The following is an 18457-nucleotide window of genomic DNA, read 5'->3' as shown; positions in this document are numbered from 1 at the left end:
AGTATTCGATAATCAGCATACTTATTCTTGTATCTTATTGAATTATCCTGCTAACTTTATTTGAATAGCAACATTCTTTTCGAAAACAGCCTTTATTAAAGTTATATCAATTATAATAGAGTAGAATTAAGATAATAAAAGTGAGAAAGGACAAATAGAATGACGACAAAATTTAAAATTGAACTTCCGCTTATTCCAAATGATTTGGCTCAAGGAACTTTTGAAGACATTTTTTATGATGAAGAACCTTATCTATCGAATCAGCTAATTACGAATACAAGTAGAGAGAATGATAGTATTGAGCGTTTAATAGTATCCAAAGTAATGTTTCAAAAAGTATCTTTGATTAACTCGAATTTCAATAAAATTGATATGACTGATGTCATCTTTGAAAACTGCGATTTATCTAACTCAAAATTCAACGAAGGAATTATACATCGAGTTACATTTAAAAACTGTAAGCTGTTAGGTGTTGATTTCTCGGAGGCCCATTTAGGGAATGTTTCTTTTGAAGATTGTGTGATGAATTTATGTAATTTTGGAGTAGCAAGACTAAAACAAATTTGTTTTGTGCAGTCATCATTACGTGGGACAAGCTATTACGACTGCCAATTTAAGAAAGTGAAATTTGAACACTGTAATATTGATGAAGTTGATTTTAGCGACACGCCTCTCAACAATGTGGATATTAGTACATGCACTTTTGAACGATTAAATGTAACATTGAATAATTTAAATGGCTGTGTGGTTTCCACTGAACAAGCAATTGGCTTTGCTGAAGTGCTAGGTTTAAAGGTTAAACGATAATATTGACTGGCTACTCAATTGAATCCCATTCTTTACTGGTATTCTTTGTAATTAAAAGTATGCTATATGAAGGAATAATTTCTATAATTAGTAAATCATTGATTATTAGAGGAGAGAATGAGCAATGGCAAAGTCTTTAAATTGTCCCAACTGTGCTGCAGCATTTGATCCAAAGGATAATAGTTGTGCGTATTGTGGTAGCTATATTATTACATCAAAAGCTAAACAAATCACTTATAATTTGGATGAACAAGAACCCAAATATAAAAAAATCTTTTTTCATGGAAATGAAATGCGTGAACATGAAATACCAATTCGCTCGGGCTTTGCAAATATGTTTTACAGTATAACTCGTTCTGATGGTGGGCGACTATTATTAACAAACCAACGATTAATTTTTTGTGCGCATGCTATCAATTTAAATCCTCATTTATATTGGGAGTTGGATTTAAAAGAAATAGATCGAACTGAACTCGGCTTAAATCTCTTCATATCGCAAAGATTCCATATTTTTGAAAGAGAAGAAAATGAAACGATATTTGTCGTTTATGGTGGGAAACATTGGCTAAATGAACTTACTAATGCTTTAGAGAAGATTAGTGAGTAACTTAGGAATGCAAATACATAGGAAAGAGGGAAAAGGCATGAACGTTTACGAGGATTGTATTACGTTTATGTTTTTTCCATAATATGTTTGTTGTTGTTCCGAATTGTATATATAGAGGCTGGGACATAACTAATTCGCTCTTCGCGAAAGCCGAATTACTTTCAAATAAAATAAGCACAATATTTAGAAAACCCGAACAATTGCAAGACACCGTATGAGTGTCTTGCAAATTTGTTCGGGTTTTACTTTAGGTAAAATACTTTTGTACCTGCCTCATTTTTTGTCATCCTATTATTTAGGAATAAATATTTACGAAATGGACTTAGTGAGCAACTTGTCCGCCATCTGCTACATAAACATAGCCGTTACAGAAGCTTGCAGCGTCTGAAGAAAGGAATACAACGACTTCAGCAATTTCTTCTGGTTTAGCAGCTCGGCCCAATGGAACGTTAGAAACAACTTCGTTCCAAACTTCAGGATTATCTTTCCACATTTGAGTCATTGGTGTTTCTGTTAAACCAGGTGCGATAGCGTTTACTCGGATACCGTCTCGAGCGTGGTCAATTGCAGCTGCTTTTGTTAAACCCGTTACGGCATGTTTTGCTGTTACGTATGGTGCCATATTTGGATCAGCAATGACACCAGCTACTGAAGCTGTATTTACAATTGTACCACCGCCATTAGCAACCATGTATTCAAGTTCATGTTTCACCGCAAAGAATACACCTTTAACGTCAACTGCCATTACTTTATCAAAAGTAACTTCTTCAATATCAACGAATTTTGCTGGTTTGTTTAAAACGCCTGCATTGTTGAATGCGTGATGTAATCCACCGAATTTCTCTACTGTCTTTTCAACAAGTAATTTCAATTGCTCTGGGCTTGTTACATCTGTTTTAAAGAATACTGCTTCTCCGCCTGCTTGTTGAACTAGTTCTACAGTTTCTTGTGCACGGTCATCAACATCGCCAATAGCAACTTTCGCGCCACGACGTGCAAAAGCGATTGCTGTAGCACGGCCAATACCAGTAGCTGCTCCAGTGATTAAGACAACTCGACCTTCAAAATCTCTAACATTCATAATATTGCCTCCCCATATTTGTAAGTCTACTTTACATGTGTAGTATAGCTTTCACTAAAAAACGTATTCAATATTTTTGAATGAATGAGCTTATTCCTTTATAGTAATAAGCATAAGAAGGTGACTAATAATGCAATTAACTCAATTAGAGTATTTTATAGTAGTAGCCCGCTTGGAGCATATGTCGAAAGCGGCATTGGAATTAGAGGTTTCGCAATCTTCATTAAGCAAAACGATTGCTCGTTTAGAGGATGATATTGGAGTACCACTCTTTGATCGAAAAGGGAAATCTATTCGTTTGAATGAATATGGACGCATTTTTTATGAGAAGGTGGAAAAGGCTCTAGATGATTTACAAGAGGCAAAATCAGAAATTCAAGAACTCGCAAATATACGAGAAGATAGTATAGCGATTAATGTAATGAATTCAAAACTACTGCCAAAATTATTTTATGATTTTTATAAAAAACGCCCAAATGTTAAAATCCGACAGTATTTATTACCTGATAAATTAGCGCTACAAAAATTAATTTGTGGTGAAATTGATTTAATGATCGTCATTAATCCAATTAAAGATGACAGAATAGAGTGGGTGCCATTATTTACAGAAGAAGTCTTTTTAGTAGTGCCGAAAGATCATCCCCTAGCTGCTAAAGAAAGTGTTTCACTAATCGAGGCTAAGGATGAATTGTTTATTTTGTCAGAAACAGGACAAAATTTCCGCACAACAGAAAATCAATTATTTGAAAGAGCAGGCTTTACTCCGCAAATTGCCTTTGAAGGTGAAGATTTATCGATTATTTTACAATTGGTGAACGAAGGAAAGGGCATCTCTTTTATTTTTAAATATTCATTTTTAGATCAGTATTTAGACAATGTAAAGATATTAAAAATTTCAAATCCTGATTGCTTTCAAACGGTAGGGATTGCTTGGAATAAAAAGAGAAAAAGTTCATTTGTCGCAAATAGTTTTCGTGATTTTGCTATTTCATTTTTGAAGGATAGTACAATATAAGATGTGGGGAAGGTATATGAAGCGGGGCTAATTACATGTTTGTTTTTGGGGGTTAAATAAAAAGGGTCACTTACAGGCTAGTGACCCTGAATAAAACTATATGGAGCTAGTAAACTTATGGGGTTTTTTCACCTTAATAGAAGCTATTTCTCCGCAATTCTGACACAGAGTGAAAATAAGTGGAGATCCATTAGAAAAAATTGTGTCAACTGGTCTTAAAGCAGCGTAACCATCAAGTTTCCCCTGAGAAAATGAATCACTACCACAAGACTTGCAAATCAATTTATTGTTTTCCATAATATCACCTCAGTATGTAATTTGTGTAAAGTGTAACATAAAAACGGCCGAGGCGTTATAGACGCTAGCTAGACAAAGTAGTACACAACAAAATAAGTATGAATGAACTAGAAACATTGATCATAACACCATACAAGGATACAGAGGTGTTACAGAATAATTTCTAAATAGAATATTGTGAAACTTATTTAAACTTAAGTCGTAGTAATATATAAGAGGGGAGGGATTAACTTGAAAAAACACTTATTATTTGCAGGGGTTTTTACGCTGGCTTTTGTCGTATTGCAAGTACTTTCAGGTATGCTATTAACAATGTTTTATACGCCTAGCAACCAATGGGAAGAGGCTTCGACTTTATCATCACAAGTGGTGTTTGGAAATACAAGCTTTATTCCGCCACTTGTTATTTCTTTAATAGCACTAGTAATTGCTTTTGGTAGTACCAAGCTAATCAATAAAAAGGTTGTGCACTAAAAAAGGAAGGGATTCTTTTCCCTTCCTTTTTGAATGAAATAAAGCTGTATTCAAAAATGATACTTTAGTATTGATAAATGATATGATAAACGCCTAAAAATGGCGCTATTTTTAACATAAAAATTTTTTCATTTTTACCTTAAAAATCTCTTCTTGTTGTTGATGGAATTAGACTTACTACATTTATTTCAAAAATGAAATCATGATTTTTTCTAACTCGGCCTTATTTAAAACATCATCAATGATTACTATTTGATAGGCACTGTCCTTTCCTTTTTCAGGAACAATCATCTTCATGGCTTTACTATTTTCTCCAGTACTTTTAGCAAAAGTGAATTGTGTACCTTCCAGTTCATAACTTTCTATGTTGTCATATATACGTTCATAGAAAGGATCTTTGCCAATTTCTATAATGCCAGGTTTTCTTGGTTTTTCTAAAATAGCAGATTGATAAATTTTAAAGCCAAACTTCCTCTCGCCTCTATATTCTGAGTGAATGACTGGATTCAGTTTCTTCGTCGTAATAGCTGTTTCAACTTCTTCCTTCTTTAGTTCGTAACCTCCCGGTAGATAAGCTGGCTTCTTTATCGGAAAATCAACTAACTCCTGTGCTTCTTCTATAGTAAATGTGAAATGTGAATAGATTTTTTTCCATAAGGGTCCAGCAGCTTTACTAATTTCCTCTAATTTTTTATGTTTATCCGGATCAAAATGTTCCGGTCCCCCTAAGGCTCTCATCTCTTTAGTAATAGTATATTCTTCTGTTTCCAAATTGATTAATTGATCAAATTCCTCTTTTGTTAACACATTACGTGCTACTTCAATTTCTTCAAGTATAGCTTCATATCTATTCTCTGAGGTATGAAAATCTGCAAATGCCTGTTCTTTTGTACCAATCATTTTTTCTACAATTTGCTGTATAGGAACTTCAGTTTTTGTTTCTTTCATATCATTACTAACTTCAATTTGTTCTTTCGTTGGTATATCTGCTCGTGCATTTACTAGAGATATAGAAGATACAGCAATTACAGTAGCAACTCCAAATAGAGACCAGCGATAAGAGTTCTTTTTAAACTTTTTAATCATCAAAATTCTCCTTTTTAAGGTTCTTTTATTTCTACTTAAGTTTGCTAAACTTGGTACTTGATAATAATTGGAGTAGTGTTCTAAAAGGCTAATAATAGTATGACCATATGCAAGTTGCTCTTTTGGATTTATATATGTAAGAGCTAACGCATCACAGGCTAGTTCCTGATCTTCCCGCATGCGAGAGTACGCATACCAAAGAATGGGGTTAAACCAATTTAAAATGAGTAAGCTATACATAAGCCAATTCACACCAACATCACTTCGTTTGATGTGGGCTAATTCGTGATGGAAAACGTATCGTAACTGTTGCTCATTTAGCACTTCCGTGTGTACGTTTGACAATAAAACTTTTGGCCGAATAAAGCCGAACACAGTTGGACTCGATATCTTTCCAGCTAAAAACAGTGGGATATCTTGTTGTACAGACATAGATTTTTTACAATTCTCAAAGATAGTGACAATCCTTTGATCTGTTATCATCGATTGTCCTTTTATGTAAAGAAATAAACGCCTGTTTATAATGATGGTAGTAAAGCCCAAAATGATGACTCCAGTAAGCCAAATGTATACAAGGATTGTATAAAAAGAAAACGGTTCATCATTTCGTTTTGTATTATTGTGTATTTGTTTTTTATTTTCCTCAGCTACTTTGGGTGAACTAGATATATATGAAACATTTTTTGTGGCTATCTTTGAATCGTCTATAACTTCTAATTCTTGCTCATGTTCTTTTGAAGTAGTAGCTACAGTTCCATTACTAAAGGAAAAGATAGAATAGATACTGTAGGAACTATCTAGTGACCAAGGCAATAAAAGTCTGACAATTAATATCATCCATAACAAATATTGCCACCGTGGAGTTAACTGATTTCTAAGCAAAATTTTCACACTTAAGATTAGAGCGACTAGTATACTTGCCATAATTGAGGTTTCTAACACCCAATCAAAAAAACGAGGTAGATAGAGATTTACGAAGATATCTATCATTATTAGCGATCCTTCCTCTGATTTTCCTCAGACTTCTCATCCAGAATACGTTTGAGTTCGTTAATATCTTCTGAAGACAGTTTTTCTTCTTTTAAGAAATTCACAAGTAATGGTTTAAATGCTGCTCCATAGAAACGCTTAAGTAAGGATTTTGTTTCTACTTGTAAATAACATTCTTGAGAAACTAAAGGATAATAAGCATACGCACGCCCTGTGTCTTGATGATAAGAAATAGCTTCTTTTTGAACTAACCGATTAATAAGCGTCCGAATCGTCTTCGGTTTCCAATCTGTTGTTGACTCTAGTACTTTAATAATTTCATTTGCTGTTTGTGGATATTTTGACCAAAGAACTTTCATAATTTCCAATTCAGCTTCAGATATTTTAGGTAATTCTTTCATAATTTGAAATTCACCTCCAAGTATTACAACTGTAATCCGTAATTCGATATTACATTTGTAATCCTTGGTTGTCAACTATTTTCCAATTGCTAAATAAATGCTCTTGAAGCGGAAATACAATTAAACAACAGTGAAGAAAGCAATTCTCGTCTTAAACAAGCATTTAAAACACAGGTATTATGTGAATAGTAGTGAAAGTAGGGGGTTTTACAATGACTGTAAAAGACATTCTGTTGAAAGGGGGCTGCAATTTGGCCTAAAGTGATTTCGTGAAATTACTCGCATTTAATACTGTAAAATTAAGTATTTGTTTATTCGGTGGACAGTTGTATAAATTGAAACAAAACCCAAATATTCTAATAAAAAAATTGGCAGAGCATTGTTGCAATAAATATGGTATAACATTCTATATTTTAGTATAATATTCTATGTTTTTAACAAAAACAAGTTTCCTTTATTAGGATAAAGGGCTGAAGGAAGGTATTTTATTGTTATATTTAGGATTGATCATGATTGCTTGTTTATTTTTATATTTACAAAGAGCTTCATTTTCATTGGTTGCTGATTCAAAATTACGATTACCAATTAAAAGAATGGATAAGTTAATTGTGTTTGCTCCTTTTGTTACAGTAGTCGTGTTTTCTATTCTTTTTTTAACTGTACTGAAGGGACAATTAGCTGATAGAATATCGCATGCTTTAATCGTTTTTAGTCTTTGGATTTTTTTCACTTATTTCATAAAAACCTTATTTGGTTATTGGAACAATAAAAATATATTATTGGCTTCTTTAGTTGGAATCCCTTTGACACTATATTATATTTTCCAATTGACTCCGTTAGACAACTATACAAAGATCGTTTTTCTGAAAATAGGGAATGTATCATTTATCGTAGGACTAGTATTAATCGTTTTATTTTATTCGAATTATTTACATAACAGGAAGTTAGAATTGGCGGAGGATAATTAAAGAATGGGGCGATTTTAATTTATTCGCCATTAGAAAATAGAAGCGTATTCGGGAGAAATCGAATACGCTTTATTAATTATAATTAGTTTTATGTTATAGAGTTTTTATACGATAGTTAATTAGTTAGTACTAAAAATGTAATAAAACTCAAACCATATATGCCCATAAATCCGAGACTCATTTTCGATAATTTAGTGCTGATTGAAAAAGCCTTTTGTAATCCTTCTTTAAAAAGATGCACAATGAAAATAGATACTGCTAAGAAAAACGATACCATTGCAATGATTAACGCAATTTGTTCCATAAAAATGACCTCCTGTGATGATCTGTATTGTAGAATAATAAGTATATTAATCAAACCGACAAGCAATAATACATTACTCATTCGAATGCCAAAAACTTCTCGTTCTTTTATTTCGATTTTCCAAGCATCAACTATACCTCTGAGTAAATCAATCGTCATAAAGAATGTCCAATCTTTTTGTTCTAATAGATCAAATAATTCATCGCCATATCGTTTTCTCCAACTTTTTGGATAGAAATAAATTAACCACTTCATATAAGCCCAAGCCTTTTTGCGCCAAGTGTAGTTATTGCTTGGATATCTTTAATTTGGTTGCTTAAATATTCACGTCCGGCATCTGTTAGCCTGTAAGGTTTTTTGCGATCATCTGATTCAAGCACTTGAATATAGCCCGCATTTTCTAAACGTGTAATTGCTCCATATAAAGTTCCAGCACCTAACTTAATACTATAATTCTTTTCAATATCCTCCATAATTGCATAGCCATGACAATCTTTTTCTGCCAGACTAATCAAAATAAACAGTGAAAGGCTCTGAAAATCTATCCTTTTTCATACAATATCTCCTTTTAAAAGTTTATTACGTTTGGCGATATAACGTATAACGTAATAACAACTGTTATTTCCAATTCGTGCAATAATAAGCTATTTAAAAGAGAGAAAAGGCCTAGCCTTTTTGCCATTAACTTTTCCTTGTCAAAACACAAACATTGCTGTTTCGAGTTATAACCCTAATCATAGAAGGAACAGGTATTTAATTTTATGCAAGACTTAAGGCTTAAAGCATTACCCGAAATTATACATAGTGGCATTAATAATACGTGATAAGGAATAGGAGTTAAAAGTTATGTTGCTCATGACTCTAACAGGAGTTTGGAAAATGAAAGATTATCTGCCAGGTCTCTAAGAATCATTGTGGAAATATAAGTAATATAAGGCCTATAATTGGAATAGGTGATTAAAAGTGAATAAACAAAATAAAAAGATAATCTATATCGGTGATAATCGCAGTCTGTATACGAAATATCAATGTACCAGTGCTCCGAGTGTCATCTTTATAGCTGGATTAGGCGATAGCTTTGAGACATGGAAAAAGGTCCAAGATCGAATATCGGATGTAACGTCAACCTTGTCCTACACAAGGGTGGGTATTGGCAGTAGTTCAGTAACAGCTGTCCCGCAAACTTGTCATGATTTGGTCGAGGAGCTTTCAGAATTGTTGCAAGAACTTGACGTAAAGAAACCATATATACTAGTAGGGCATTCTTTTGGTGGTTTAATCGCGAGATTGTCTGCCAGTCTCAATCCACTCGATATTTGCGGCATGATTTTGGTTGACGCTGCACCGGAATTTAAAGAACTTGCTTATGAACAGGTTTTACCGGAAAATCTGGTTGCAGGAAATAGAGAATATTTAGAAAACCCTTCGTTGAATAGTGAAAATATTGATAAAATGCAGAGCTATAAGCAAATTGTTGATCATTCAAGACAAACTGACCTTCCTCTCACAATTATTGCAAGAGGTTTACCTGATAGTGGAGAAGAGGGATGGCCATCTCAAAAGATATTGGAAATTGAACAAAATCTCCAAGCAGAATACAAGAAGCTGTCAACGTCAAGCAAGTTTCGGATTGCTAGTCATAGTGGACATTATATACATCATGATGAGCCAGAGATTGTGATTGAGGAGATTATACTTATGTTAAAGGAAATCGAAAAAGCACTTAATTGAAAAAAGATGAATGATCTTTTGAGGGCACTGAAAAAGTCTATATCTTCTCACATTGCGAGGTATTCATTTGGCACTGTGACTCTACTGTTGTTTTCCAAAGCATTCCGCTCGCTTTCCGCGGGCGAGCGCCGAGCCTCCTCCTACGCTTCACTTCGTGCGGGGTCTCGTCTGTCTCGCTTTCCCGCAGGAGTCGAGCGATGCTTCTCCAAACAACGCAATGTATCACACTATTATTTTAGTCACGCTTTCCTTTATATTAAAAGAATTAATGTGTAGGTGGTGCCCCCGATGATTTCAAATCAAGAAACCCTTAATTTAAGTCCATATATGGCGATCTACGATATTGTTGTGCCAAAAGATAATATACTTCGCCAAATCAATGAACTTGTTGATTTTTCATTCATTTTAGAAGAGTTAAAAACAAAATATTGTTTAGACAATGGACGTAAAGCCACTCCTCCAATTCGTATGTTACAAATGGCAAACCATATACCTACATAAAATTTAAAACACTTTAACTTTCATTAGAGGAAGTTGACGGTCAGGAAACACAGTAGATGGAGTAGAGCCAATATTCTTCGCTCCCATTTTTAAATAAAAACCTTCCGCGTTAGGTTCACTATCAAGAGTAAACTCGCTTATTCCTAACTCCTTCGCTTTATTTAATAAATGGTCCCATATCATTCTCCCTAATCCTTTACCGATATAATCAGGATCTATAAATAATGCATCCAATTTCAGTTCATTTATAGTAAAGCTATAAAATGCTACTATCTTATTGTCACTCTCCATTACGTAAACGGGATTTTTTTCTATGTACTCTTTTGTTACAGTTAAATCATCTTTACATTGTTGTAGAAAATCTTCTGTATATCCCCAATAGGCTTTTGACTTATAAGCTAAATTGCTTAATAGATAACAATCTTGAATTTTTGCAGTTCTAATCAACATTATAATTCCTCCAATAAATCATTTTTATGAAAACATTGAACTTAGACTCCGTTTTATTCATTTATTACCATAATATTAAAGTTGGAAATATTGAAAGTAAAGCGACTTATGGGCATCTACGGAGCATCGGGAAATGGCAAATTAATAATATGCGTAGATGCGCGAAGTGAAAATTCGAAGGAAAATGTGCAATAAAAAAGCCAATTAAAATCTTCTAATCAGCTTCTGTTTTTTAGTTTTTTTCCTGTTTCAATACCCGCACCAAAAACTACTGATACCATACAAATGAAATAGAGTATTTGTTGGAATCTATCTGCCGTCCAATATCCAAAAAAATTCATGAATACAAGGATGACAAATAATATTGCAGAAACAATGAGAGAATAAAAGCTAAAATTATGAGACATTTTAAATCCTCCAATATATGTTAATTAAACTACGATTTCAGGTTAACATAAATTAGGCGTTAAAACCAAATTATTACTGCACAATTTGAGGGAAAAGGTGTGCTTGATTTTTGTGGAACAATAGAGATATACCGTCATTAATCTGGGAGTATCACATTAAATATTTATTTAAAAAAATACAGCGCATTAGTAAGAATGGTTGTAAGATATTTACAGGTAGGTGTTTAGATTGAAAAGATTAGGTCTTAGCGACATTTGTATAGGTTGTGGTGCAAACGCGACTGACCATGACTGCGATTGGGTTACTTGTTTTAGTTGTGGTTATTCAGATAGCGGGGTTAGAGAAGATAGTCACATATCATTATTATCATTGTGATTTTGAATCTGATCAAAGTAGAAGAATGTGTGAATCGTTTTAGAGGATTATGTGTCATAACAAGTTTAAGGAGGAATTAGAAAATGGGATTAGATATTACTGCTTACAGAAAATTGGTAGTTGTAGAAAACCCTGAATTAGATGAAGATGGCGAAGTACTAGATTGGGATAACCAATGGAAACCTGGTGAAAGTATGGAATGGTCTGAAGAAAATTTCCCTGGTCGTGGTGAGGGTGTTAATCCACAAACAGTTTATACATGGGAAGAAGGTATTGAATTTTGTGCAGGTAGTTATAGAGGATATAACTGGTGGCGAGCAAAATTAGAGGAATTTTCTGACGGTAATGACTTCCAAGAATTAATAAATTTTGCCGACAACGAAGGAGTTATAGGCCCAATAGTTTCTAAGAAACTTGCAAAGGATTTTGCGAAAAATAAAGTAAAAGCAGAGGATTTTGCAAAGTCCCTAGATAATGGAGGTTGGTGGATAGGTCAGTACGAACTATGGCAAGATGCGTTCGAAATGGCTGCAGATAATGGAGCAGTAGAATTCCATTGATGAATATTTTGAAGAAAGAAACTATAAAAAGGGTCACTTGGGATGGAGTGACCCTTAGTAACAAGCTTCGGAGGTGTAAGGCTAAATTAGCTTTACATTACTATTAATATGTCGTGATAGTTTTTTTGTATAGTTCATAGCCTGAGAAATAGATTTTTAAAAAAACACTAATTCGATTTGGAGCTAAAAAATATCTTCTGGGACGATTTGGGGCGCATGCGTATGCACAATGGGGCTCGAATTTGATTAAATTTTGTTCCAAATAACCATAAATTGTGCTGCTTCAGATTCAAGTGCAATTAGATGATCTTCAGTAGAGGGTTCATCTGAAATTAACCTACCTTTTTGAACGTTTAAAATTGCTGGTTTTATATCAGGAGAATGCTCAATGGTGAAATCAGATTGTTTTAATAGTGTTAAAGATGAGCGGCATTTATTTTTATCAATTCGTTCGTCCTTCCCTTTGAAATATAACTTGATTAAGTGTGGAACGCCATCAATCTTTAATCCAAGTTCTGGTGATGAACGGACAGTTAAATAATCGCTATACCAATTGGATTTGCCAGGATCAAACCATTCAATTTTTTTATTTTTAATAAATTTTAAATGTGCTTTGACAGCTTCCAAGTAATTCTTTTGCTTAGCTTGAGAAACTTTGTTAGCAAGAGAAAGCAGGTAATCGTTACTAAATTCCTTCTCATGAAATTTTCGGATACCATCCCGTAAAGGTTTCCAGTAATCAAAGGCAGGATTGTAATCATCTTGATATTTTATTTGTCTAACCATTGAAGTCTTACCAGTAACGCCTTTGAAAGTAAAGTCTGTAAATTGCGTTAGACCGATAGATACTTTTTTTGAAGACACTCATAACAACTCCTTTATTTGTAAATATTCCACGAAATACCTTAGATAATTTTCAGGAGGTTGTAACATGAATAAATCAACGGTCGTGTATTAACGACTAACAAGCATCGTAAGGCAATCTACGAAGCTATCGGAGCAAGGGGAAACAAATGTGTTTTTGGAAAATTATAATGCAGACATAAAAGAGCATATGATATTATTCAAATTTTAGAAGCACTACAAATAAGTCAGAAAATTGTTTAGAGTGGATAGGATCATTAATGGACTGCAACAATTAGAGGGGCCAAATGTTCAAAAAAGTTATCGTTGCATGAACGCTTGGTATTAGTGGATAAGTGTTGGTTCAGAAGCTGAAACGGTTAGTGAATTATCTTTATACGCCAGAGGATGGCTGAGATCAAAACCATTTAGAATTTTGTGTAATATATGAGTTACTCATTATAGTCATTGGTGTATCAGTAATTATTGCATGCTGATAATTAAAAAGCTGCCTAACAGTTACCTGTTAAACAGCACATGGATATTGTAAATATAAAACAAAAAACAGGAAAAATCAACAAATTTTTTAAGAGAGTGTTGTCATTGAAAAAAAATGTTTATTATCCTTTTTATAGTTGTTTTAGGTGGATCCAGTACTAATAAAGATTTGTTAAATACGTAGTTACAAGAGCCTTTTAATACAAAGGCTGTTTTCGTAAAGATTGTTGCTATCCAACTAACGGTGCAGTTTAGTGAAAGAATAGATTGGAGGAAGAGTAATGACAAAAAAAAAATTAAAAGGTTTAGTTTCTTTAGGTTCTGTAATAACTGCAATTGGTTTTATATTGCTATTTTTCAGTGTTGATATTGCATTATCACTTGCTGAATATCGGATAGTTACACAAGGTGGGATGGACACTTCGCAATACCTAATTGTAATTGAAGGTTATACAAATAATTTCTTAGCTGCTGGAAGTATCCTTTTTGGGATTGGTATCTCCACCATCATTTTTGCTTATTACAAGATACTTAATATTAACGAATAGAAGTAATAAATATTGTTTTTCTTATTCTAGTAACAGGTGGTTTCGTATTATAAGGTTAACCAGTTTTTTAATATGTACCCTTTGTAAAGGACATTTTAAAAAAGGTTAGGCAACTTTTTGAAGCTGCTGTCTGTATTTTGCAGGCGGCAGCTTTTTTAAATTCCATTGCCCTCGATAATAATTGTAATAAATCATATAACTCTTAATTTCTTTCTTTACTTCTTCTAAAGTTTCACATGCTCTAATATTTGTTTCATCTTTAAAATGCCCAAAGAATGATTCTTGTGGCGCATTATCCCAACAGTTTCCTCGACGTGACATGGACTGTCCTAAGCCAATTTTCTTCACTAGGGCTTGGAATTTTGGATTCGTATAGTGGAAACCTTGATCCGAATGGATAAAGGCATCTTCCCTTAAATGATGGTGCTTCTTCAATTTATGTAACGTGTTGAGCGCAATTTCTATCCTCAATGTAGAAGATACTTCATAAGCTAAAATTTCATTTGTCTCGGCGTCTTTTATCGTTGATAAATAAGCACGTTTACCGCCTCCATATGTTAAATATGTGATATCGGTTAGTAATACTTTTCCTGCCACACCTTGCTTGAAGTTGCGGTGTAAATTGTTAGGACATGTGCGATGTTCCTTCGTTGCTTTTGCCATACGACGTGCTGGATTCGCCTTTCGAATAGGGCAGATAATATTAAATTTCTTCATAATGCGGCGAATTCGCTTTAAGTTGTACGTAATCTTATATTGATTTTCTAAGGTCATTTTAATTTGACGTGCACCTTTCTTATAACCTCGGAAGTGATACGCCTTTAAAATGATTTCTTTCACAACTTCATCTGCTTCATTCTGCTTTCGGCGACTTTGGATGGCTTCCTCACTAAAATAGCGATAAAAACCAGAACGTGAAACACCTGTGATTTCACAAAGATAACGGACAAGACGCTTTAGTTGATACTTCTCTATGACTTGGTGGATGAGTTCAAACTTTTGGGTTGTAGTTATTTGGATTTCTTTCTCATCATCTGCCTTTCGAGTTGATCTAGCTTTTTTAAAAGTTCGTTTTCAGCTTCTAATAATTTCATCTTCGCTTCTAAGCGTTCATATTTTTCTTCTAAACTTAATTCTCGTTCTAATGGACGACCTGAATGATGTTTTCTTGCATCCTCTAATCCCGAAATCCCATGTTCTTTATAAGCAGACCGCCAACGATAGGCTGCTTTGTTTACGCGCGTCATGCCAATAATATCAATATCAAAACCTGCTTCAAAAAAAATTTCACGAGGGTATTTTCCCTTCTCAAATTCATCTATAAAGAATTGTTTAAATTCATCTGTATACGTAATTGATTTATCGCTCACAGTTTTTACATAAGGGTTTAATTTTAATTGCGCCTGTTGTTGTTTGGTAAATAATTTTTTGGCCATGTTTGTACGCTCCGATAGTTGTTTTTTCTTATTATAAACTTAAAAACAAAAAGACCCTATAAGATGACCTTTTTAAAGTGTCTATCTTATAGGGTACATATTATTTACTGGTTGACCTTTTTTTAATAGAATGGATTATATCAGTAGCCAGAGTAGAACGTACGGGTGCGTGGGACAATGATCCCGTTAACTAAACTGTCCAGTTTAAGAAAAATTTACGAAAGCTCAAAACATAAAGACCGGATTAATCTACAAAATGTGTAGGTAAACTTGGTCTTTTTGTTTTAATATCAACAATCTATACGAAAACAGCCAATACAAAAAATACTACAGCTATAGATTTGAATGAAATAATAAAATTTGATTGGGAAAAAGCATATCTCTTTTCGCCATATACCCCGAGGGATAGTCTTAACAAGATGATAGGTTTGGAATTCAATAGTGATAGCAGAATAGATACGAGTGATGATATTTATTTAATAGTTTTTATGAATAAGGAGAAGGTGGTTCAATACTCTGAAATTGATAGGCATCAGTTAGAGTTTTCTGTCGCTAATGGTTCCTATCTTACTCCAGAGAACTCCTTGATAACAATTACACGGCCATAATTCATAATAATATTATGACAATGGAAAAGAGCGTAGGGGATATACTTTTAAGTTCATTATGGGAAAAAACTATAAAAAGGGTCACTTGGGATAGGAGTGACCCTTAGTAACAAGCTTCGGAGGTGTAAGGCTAAATTAGCTTTACATTACTATTAATATGTCGTAATAGCTTTGTTTGTATAGTTCATAGCCTGAGAAATAGTATTAAAAATAAAAAGTTGTAGCGTGGTATGAGCAATTAGTAAGCATATGAAGCTTTCCAGTACAACATATTTAGAGACAGAAACAAATTTGAATCAGATGGGGAAGTAGTCGAAAGGCTGCTTCTTTTTAGTTTGTCAAAAAGGTTGGATACTTCAACTAATGATGAAATTCAGTTTAGTTAGAAGGAATTTGTTGGAAGTGTAAAGAAGTAATAAAGAAAAATAAATTCTTTGTGGAAGGGGATAATTTGAAAGTGATAGACAAAATGGAGAAGTTTGATTTTGCAACTTTAGAAATGAATGATGAACAAAAAGAATTTGCCTCTGCTTTAACATTAATTACAGAAGGAAAAGAATGTTTGGCTGCAGAAATTTTAAAGAATCTGTATTGTGAGTCTCATGATTATTCATTGCAAAGTAGTTGTGCCAAGATTTTATTTGAGCTTTATTTTACTAAATCCGAATGGAAACAATTAGAGATGCTCGGCCTTCTTGATGATCAAAGCATTGATCAAAGCAATCGTTTAATTGCGAAAGCTTGCAGCAAGTCTGAAAAAACAACGTTCTCCTTCTTAAACGATGAAATACGTATTCCAATGAAACTAAGTATTTCTGGCTCTCCAACGGTTGATGTAATGATTAATGGAAATAAAAAAAGCTTTTGGTTAGATACCGGAGCAGGGATGACAGTCATCTCAAATGCTTTAGTGAGTGACTGTAATATTAACATTGTGAAAGATGAAGAATTGGAGGTTGGAAATTCAACAAGCCAAAATTTTAGTGCCGATTTGGCCATCATCGATACAATTGGCATACAGGAGCTAACAATTCATAATCAGCCTACATTGGTGTTAGCGAATGATTTATTAATGATTCAAAACCCTAAAACAGAAGAAATAATGCAGGTAGACGGTATCATTGGATGGGATATCATACAACATATTTTTCTGGAAATCGACTATGGCCGAAAACAGGTAATAATTCAGAAACCGCAACGAAAAGATGGTGTAGAGAACAACCTTTTCTTCTGTGGGTATCCGATTTTGAAAGTGAAAGGTCAGAATCAAGTTCCGTTGTATTTCGGTTTAGACACAGGTGCGAATAAGAGCCATTTTGGACAACCGCTCCTATCGAAAATCGAGAATCTTAAAATAGCAAGGAGAAAGGTACATTCAGGAGGCTTCGGTGATGTAAAAGAAAGAGAATTAGACAGCATAGAAAGTTTAATTGTTAATCTGAATGAGAATCAGTCGATCAGCTTACACAACGTGAGAGAGATGTTGACAGAGCTTGCTATTTTTTTCAAGCTAGATGGTGTTTTTGGTAGTGATATTGCTAAGGATGGGCGTATGGTGATTGATTATATGAATAGAAAGTTTGAACTTGTGTTTATCTAATGATGCTTCCAAGAGTCAAGCAATTATATCTTGGTATAAGGTTTTATTATTATAACTTTATAGGAGGTAATAGTTCATGCCCTTATTCAAATACGGAGTGCTAAAAGGTAAGGTTGTTGACGTGAGACCTGTGGATTCATTTGATAAGACGCCTCATTACGAAGTGCATATTCGAGCAAGAAAGAATAATAAAAGTGAGGAAGATTATAGGATTGCGATCAATGTTGCCTCTAAGGTAAAGCCTTCAGAAGTCCTATATTTTGTTAGTGAAGATTTCAACTCTAATCAAATAACAATTATTCCAAATTACGAAGAAGGATTTACAGAAGTTACTAATGAAAATCGCGAAATTGCATTAGATTATATTCGTGGTGGCTTATTTGATCCCTCAAAAATGATTCCTCTCCCTGCAACAAAAAACGGACCAGACAATGACTTAAATGAGAAAGTTAATAAATATATGCAAGAGGCAATGACTAAAAAAGCTATAGTGTATGCTTACGGAGAAAAATTTAAAACTGAAAATGAAAGAGATAAATATTTCGGGTTTTCTCCAGGCAGAGGCATTCATGATATTCATATGAATCAAGGAAATAGTAGGGATTTTAGAACAGACGACGGGATCTGGCAAGATGGTGGTGTACTTATTCATTTTGAGGGAGAGAATAGATGGGTTGGTATATTCCTAGCTTTCCAATCGCAGTCTTGGTGTACAGATGACTATGGACATGCAACTAAGCCAGTTAGTGTATGTAACCATAAGAATAGAAAATCGACACTAGAAATCTACAGAACATAAAAGTGCATGAGAAGGGGCTATTAAAGAAGGTGGGAAAAGCACAAATCCTACTGGTGCACTTACCATAAAC

Annotated in this window: 19 protein-coding genes and 1 pseudogene; 10 read left to right on the top strand and 10 right to left on the bottom strand. The window is 33.8% G+C overall.

What is annotated here, in order from left to right; all coding sequences use genetic code 11:
• Positions 1-159: 159 nt before the first annotated feature.
• Both ACQKOG_RS12750 and ACQKOG_RS12745 read left to right on the top strand, forming a co-directional pair.
• Positions 160-807 carry a pentapeptide repeat-containing protein gene (locus ACQKOG_RS12750; RefSeq protein ID WP_370078784.1) on the top strand — a complete coding sequence of 216 codons (648 nt, stop codon included), beginning with the start codon at positions 160-162 and terminating at the stop codon, positions 805-807.
• Positions 808-931: 124 nt separating this feature from the next.
• Complete coding sequence (locus ACQKOG_RS12745; RefSeq protein ID WP_427446756.1) at positions 932-1414, top strand: PH domain-containing protein; 483 nt, start codon at positions 932-934, stop codon at positions 1412-1414.
• 322 nt (positions 1415-1736) lie between these two features.
• On the opposite strand, the gene ACQKOG_RS12740 is transcribed toward ACQKOG_RS12745, so the two are convergent.
• Positions 1737-2495 (bottom strand): SDR family NAD(P)-dependent oxidoreductase, encoded by a 759-nt coding sequence (locus ACQKOG_RS12740; protein ID WP_370078788.1) that lies wholly within the window; start codon positions 2493-2495, stop codon positions 1737-1739.
• Positions 2496-2625: 130 nt separating this feature from the next.
• Here ACQKOG_RS12740 and ACQKOG_RS12735 point away from each other — a divergent pair, with 130 nt between their 5' ends.
• Entirely contained in the window at positions 2626-3510 is an 885-nt protein-coding gene (locus ACQKOG_RS12735) for a LysR family transcriptional regulator (protein ID WP_402873697.1), read from the top strand.
• A 528-nt stretch (positions 3511-4038) separates the two neighbouring features.
• A complete protein-coding gene (locus ACQKOG_RS12730; protein ID WP_370078792.1) occupies positions 4039-4281 on the top strand; it encodes a hypothetical protein in 243 nt (80 codons plus the stop codon).
• 183 nt (positions 4282-4464) lie between these two features.
• Here ACQKOG_RS12730 and ACQKOG_RS12725 read toward each other — a convergent pair whose 3' ends face one another.
• The 5 genes from ACQKOG_RS12725 to ACQKOG_RS12705 all read right to left on the bottom strand — a co-directional run bounded on the left by ACQKOG_RS12725 (position 4465) and on the right by ACQKOG_RS12705 (position 8503).
• Positions 4465-6357: a M56 family metallopeptidase gene (locus tag ACQKOG_RS12725; protein WP_402873694.1), complete on the bottom strand. Its 1893-nt coding sequence runs from the start codon at positions 6355-6357 to the stop codon at positions 4465-4467.
• A 2-nt stretch (positions 6358-6359) separates the two neighbouring features.
• Positions 6360-6758 (bottom strand): BlaI/MecI/CopY family transcriptional regulator, encoded by a 399-nt coding sequence (locus tag ACQKOG_RS12720; protein WP_370078796.1) that lies wholly within the window; start codon positions 6756-6758, stop codon positions 6360-6362.
• Between the two features lie 457 nt (positions 6759-7215).
• Positions 7216-7488 (bottom strand): hypothetical protein, encoded by a 273-nt coding sequence (locus tag ACQKOG_RS12715; RefSeq protein ID WP_370078798.1) that lies wholly within the window; start codon positions 7486-7488, stop codon positions 7216-7218.
• A 353-nt stretch (positions 7489-7841) separates the two neighbouring features.
• Positions 7842-8285 carry a hypothetical protein gene (locus ACQKOG_RS12710; protein ID WP_370078800.1) on the bottom strand — a complete coding sequence of 148 codons (444 nt, stop codon included), beginning with the start codon at positions 8283-8285 and terminating at the stop codon, positions 7842-7844.
• Positions 8282-8503, bottom strand: a complete 222-nt coding sequence (locus tag ACQKOG_RS12705; RefSeq protein WP_427446752.1) for a PadR family transcriptional regulator — start codon at positions 8501-8503, stop codon at positions 8282-8284. The genes ACQKOG_RS12710 and ACQKOG_RS12705 overlap by 4 nt, the downstream gene beginning before the upstream one ends.
• Before the next feature lie 490 nt (positions 8504-8993).
• Here ACQKOG_RS12705 and ACQKOG_RS12700 point away from each other — a divergent pair, with 490 nt between their 5' ends.
• Together ACQKOG_RS12700 and ACQKOG_RS12695 are read left to right on the top strand one after the other, a co-directional pair.
• On the top strand, positions 8994-9761 hold the full coding sequence (locus tag ACQKOG_RS12700) for an alpha/beta fold hydrolase (protein ID WP_427446750.1): 768 nt from the start codon (positions 8994-8996) through the stop codon (positions 9759-9761).
• 288 nt (positions 9762-10049) lie between these two features.
• A pseudogene (locus ACQKOG_RS12695) lies at positions 10050-10238 on the top strand (IS5/IS1182 family transposase); the annotation flags it as partial.
• A 27-nt stretch (positions 10239-10265) separates the two neighbouring features.
• Here ACQKOG_RS12695 and ACQKOG_RS12690 read toward each other — a convergent pair.
• On the bottom strand, positions 10266-10712 hold the full coding sequence (locus ACQKOG_RS12690; RefSeq protein ID WP_427446748.1) for a GNAT family N-acetyltransferase: 447 nt from the start codon (positions 10710-10712) through the stop codon (positions 10266-10268).
• Positions 10713-10930: 218 nt separating this feature from the next.
• Positions 10931-11119, bottom strand: a complete 189-nt coding sequence (locus ACQKOG_RS12685) for a hypothetical protein (RefSeq protein ID WP_427446746.1) — start codon at positions 11117-11119, stop codon at positions 10931-10933.
• A 459-nt stretch (positions 11120-11578) separates the two neighbouring features.
• Here ACQKOG_RS12685 and ACQKOG_RS12680 point away from each other — a divergent pair, with 459 nt between their 5' ends.
• Positions 11579-12055 (top strand): hypothetical protein, encoded by a 477-nt coding sequence (locus tag ACQKOG_RS12680; protein ID WP_370078810.1) that lies wholly within the window; start codon positions 11579-11581, stop codon positions 12053-12055.
• 246 nt (positions 12056-12301) lie between these two features.
• Here ACQKOG_RS12680 and ACQKOG_RS12675 read toward each other — a convergent pair whose 3' ends face one another.
• Entirely contained in the window at positions 12302-12919 is a 618-nt protein-coding gene (locus ACQKOG_RS12675) for a hypothetical protein (protein WP_427446744.1), read from the bottom strand.
• Positions 12920-13677: 758 nt separating this feature from the next.
• On the opposite strand from ACQKOG_RS12675, the gene ACQKOG_RS12670 reads away from it, so the two are divergent.
• Complete coding sequence (locus ACQKOG_RS12670; RefSeq protein WP_427446742.1) at positions 13678-13944, top strand: hypothetical protein; 267 nt, start codon at positions 13678-13680, stop codon at positions 13942-13944.
• A 105-nt stretch (positions 13945-14049) separates the two neighbouring features.
• Here the strand turns inward: ACQKOG_RS12670 and ACQKOG_RS12665 are convergent.
• Positions 14050-15380 (bottom strand): IS3 family transposase gene (locus ACQKOG_RS12665; protein ID WP_427446740.1). Its coding sequence is split into 2 segments (ribosomal slippage): positions 14050-14996 and positions 14996-15380, totalling 1332 coding nucleotides; the frame shifts between segments, so codons are not numbered across the junction.
• Positions 15381-16445: 1065 nt separating this feature from the next.
• On the opposite strand from ACQKOG_RS12665, the gene ACQKOG_RS12660 reads away from it, so the two are divergent.
• Positions 16446-17588 (top strand): retropepsin-like aspartic protease, encoded by a 1143-nt coding sequence (locus ACQKOG_RS12660; RefSeq protein WP_427446738.1) that lies wholly within the window; start codon positions 16446-16448, stop codon positions 17586-17588.
• A gap of 76 nt (positions 17589-17664) precedes the next feature.
• Entirely contained in the window at positions 17665-18387 is a 723-nt protein-coding gene (locus tag ACQKOG_RS12655; RefSeq protein ID WP_427446736.1) for a DUF2278 family protein, read from the top strand.
• The last annotated feature ends 70 nt before the right edge of the window (positions 18388-18457 follow it).

The organism is Lysinibacillus sp. NPDC093216 (assembly GCF_050280325.1).
In the GTDB taxonomy this organism is placed as follows: Bacteria; Bacillota; Bacilli; order Bacillales_A; family Planococcaceae; genus Lysinibacillus.
This window is presented reverse-complemented; position numbering and strand designations above follow the sequence as displayed.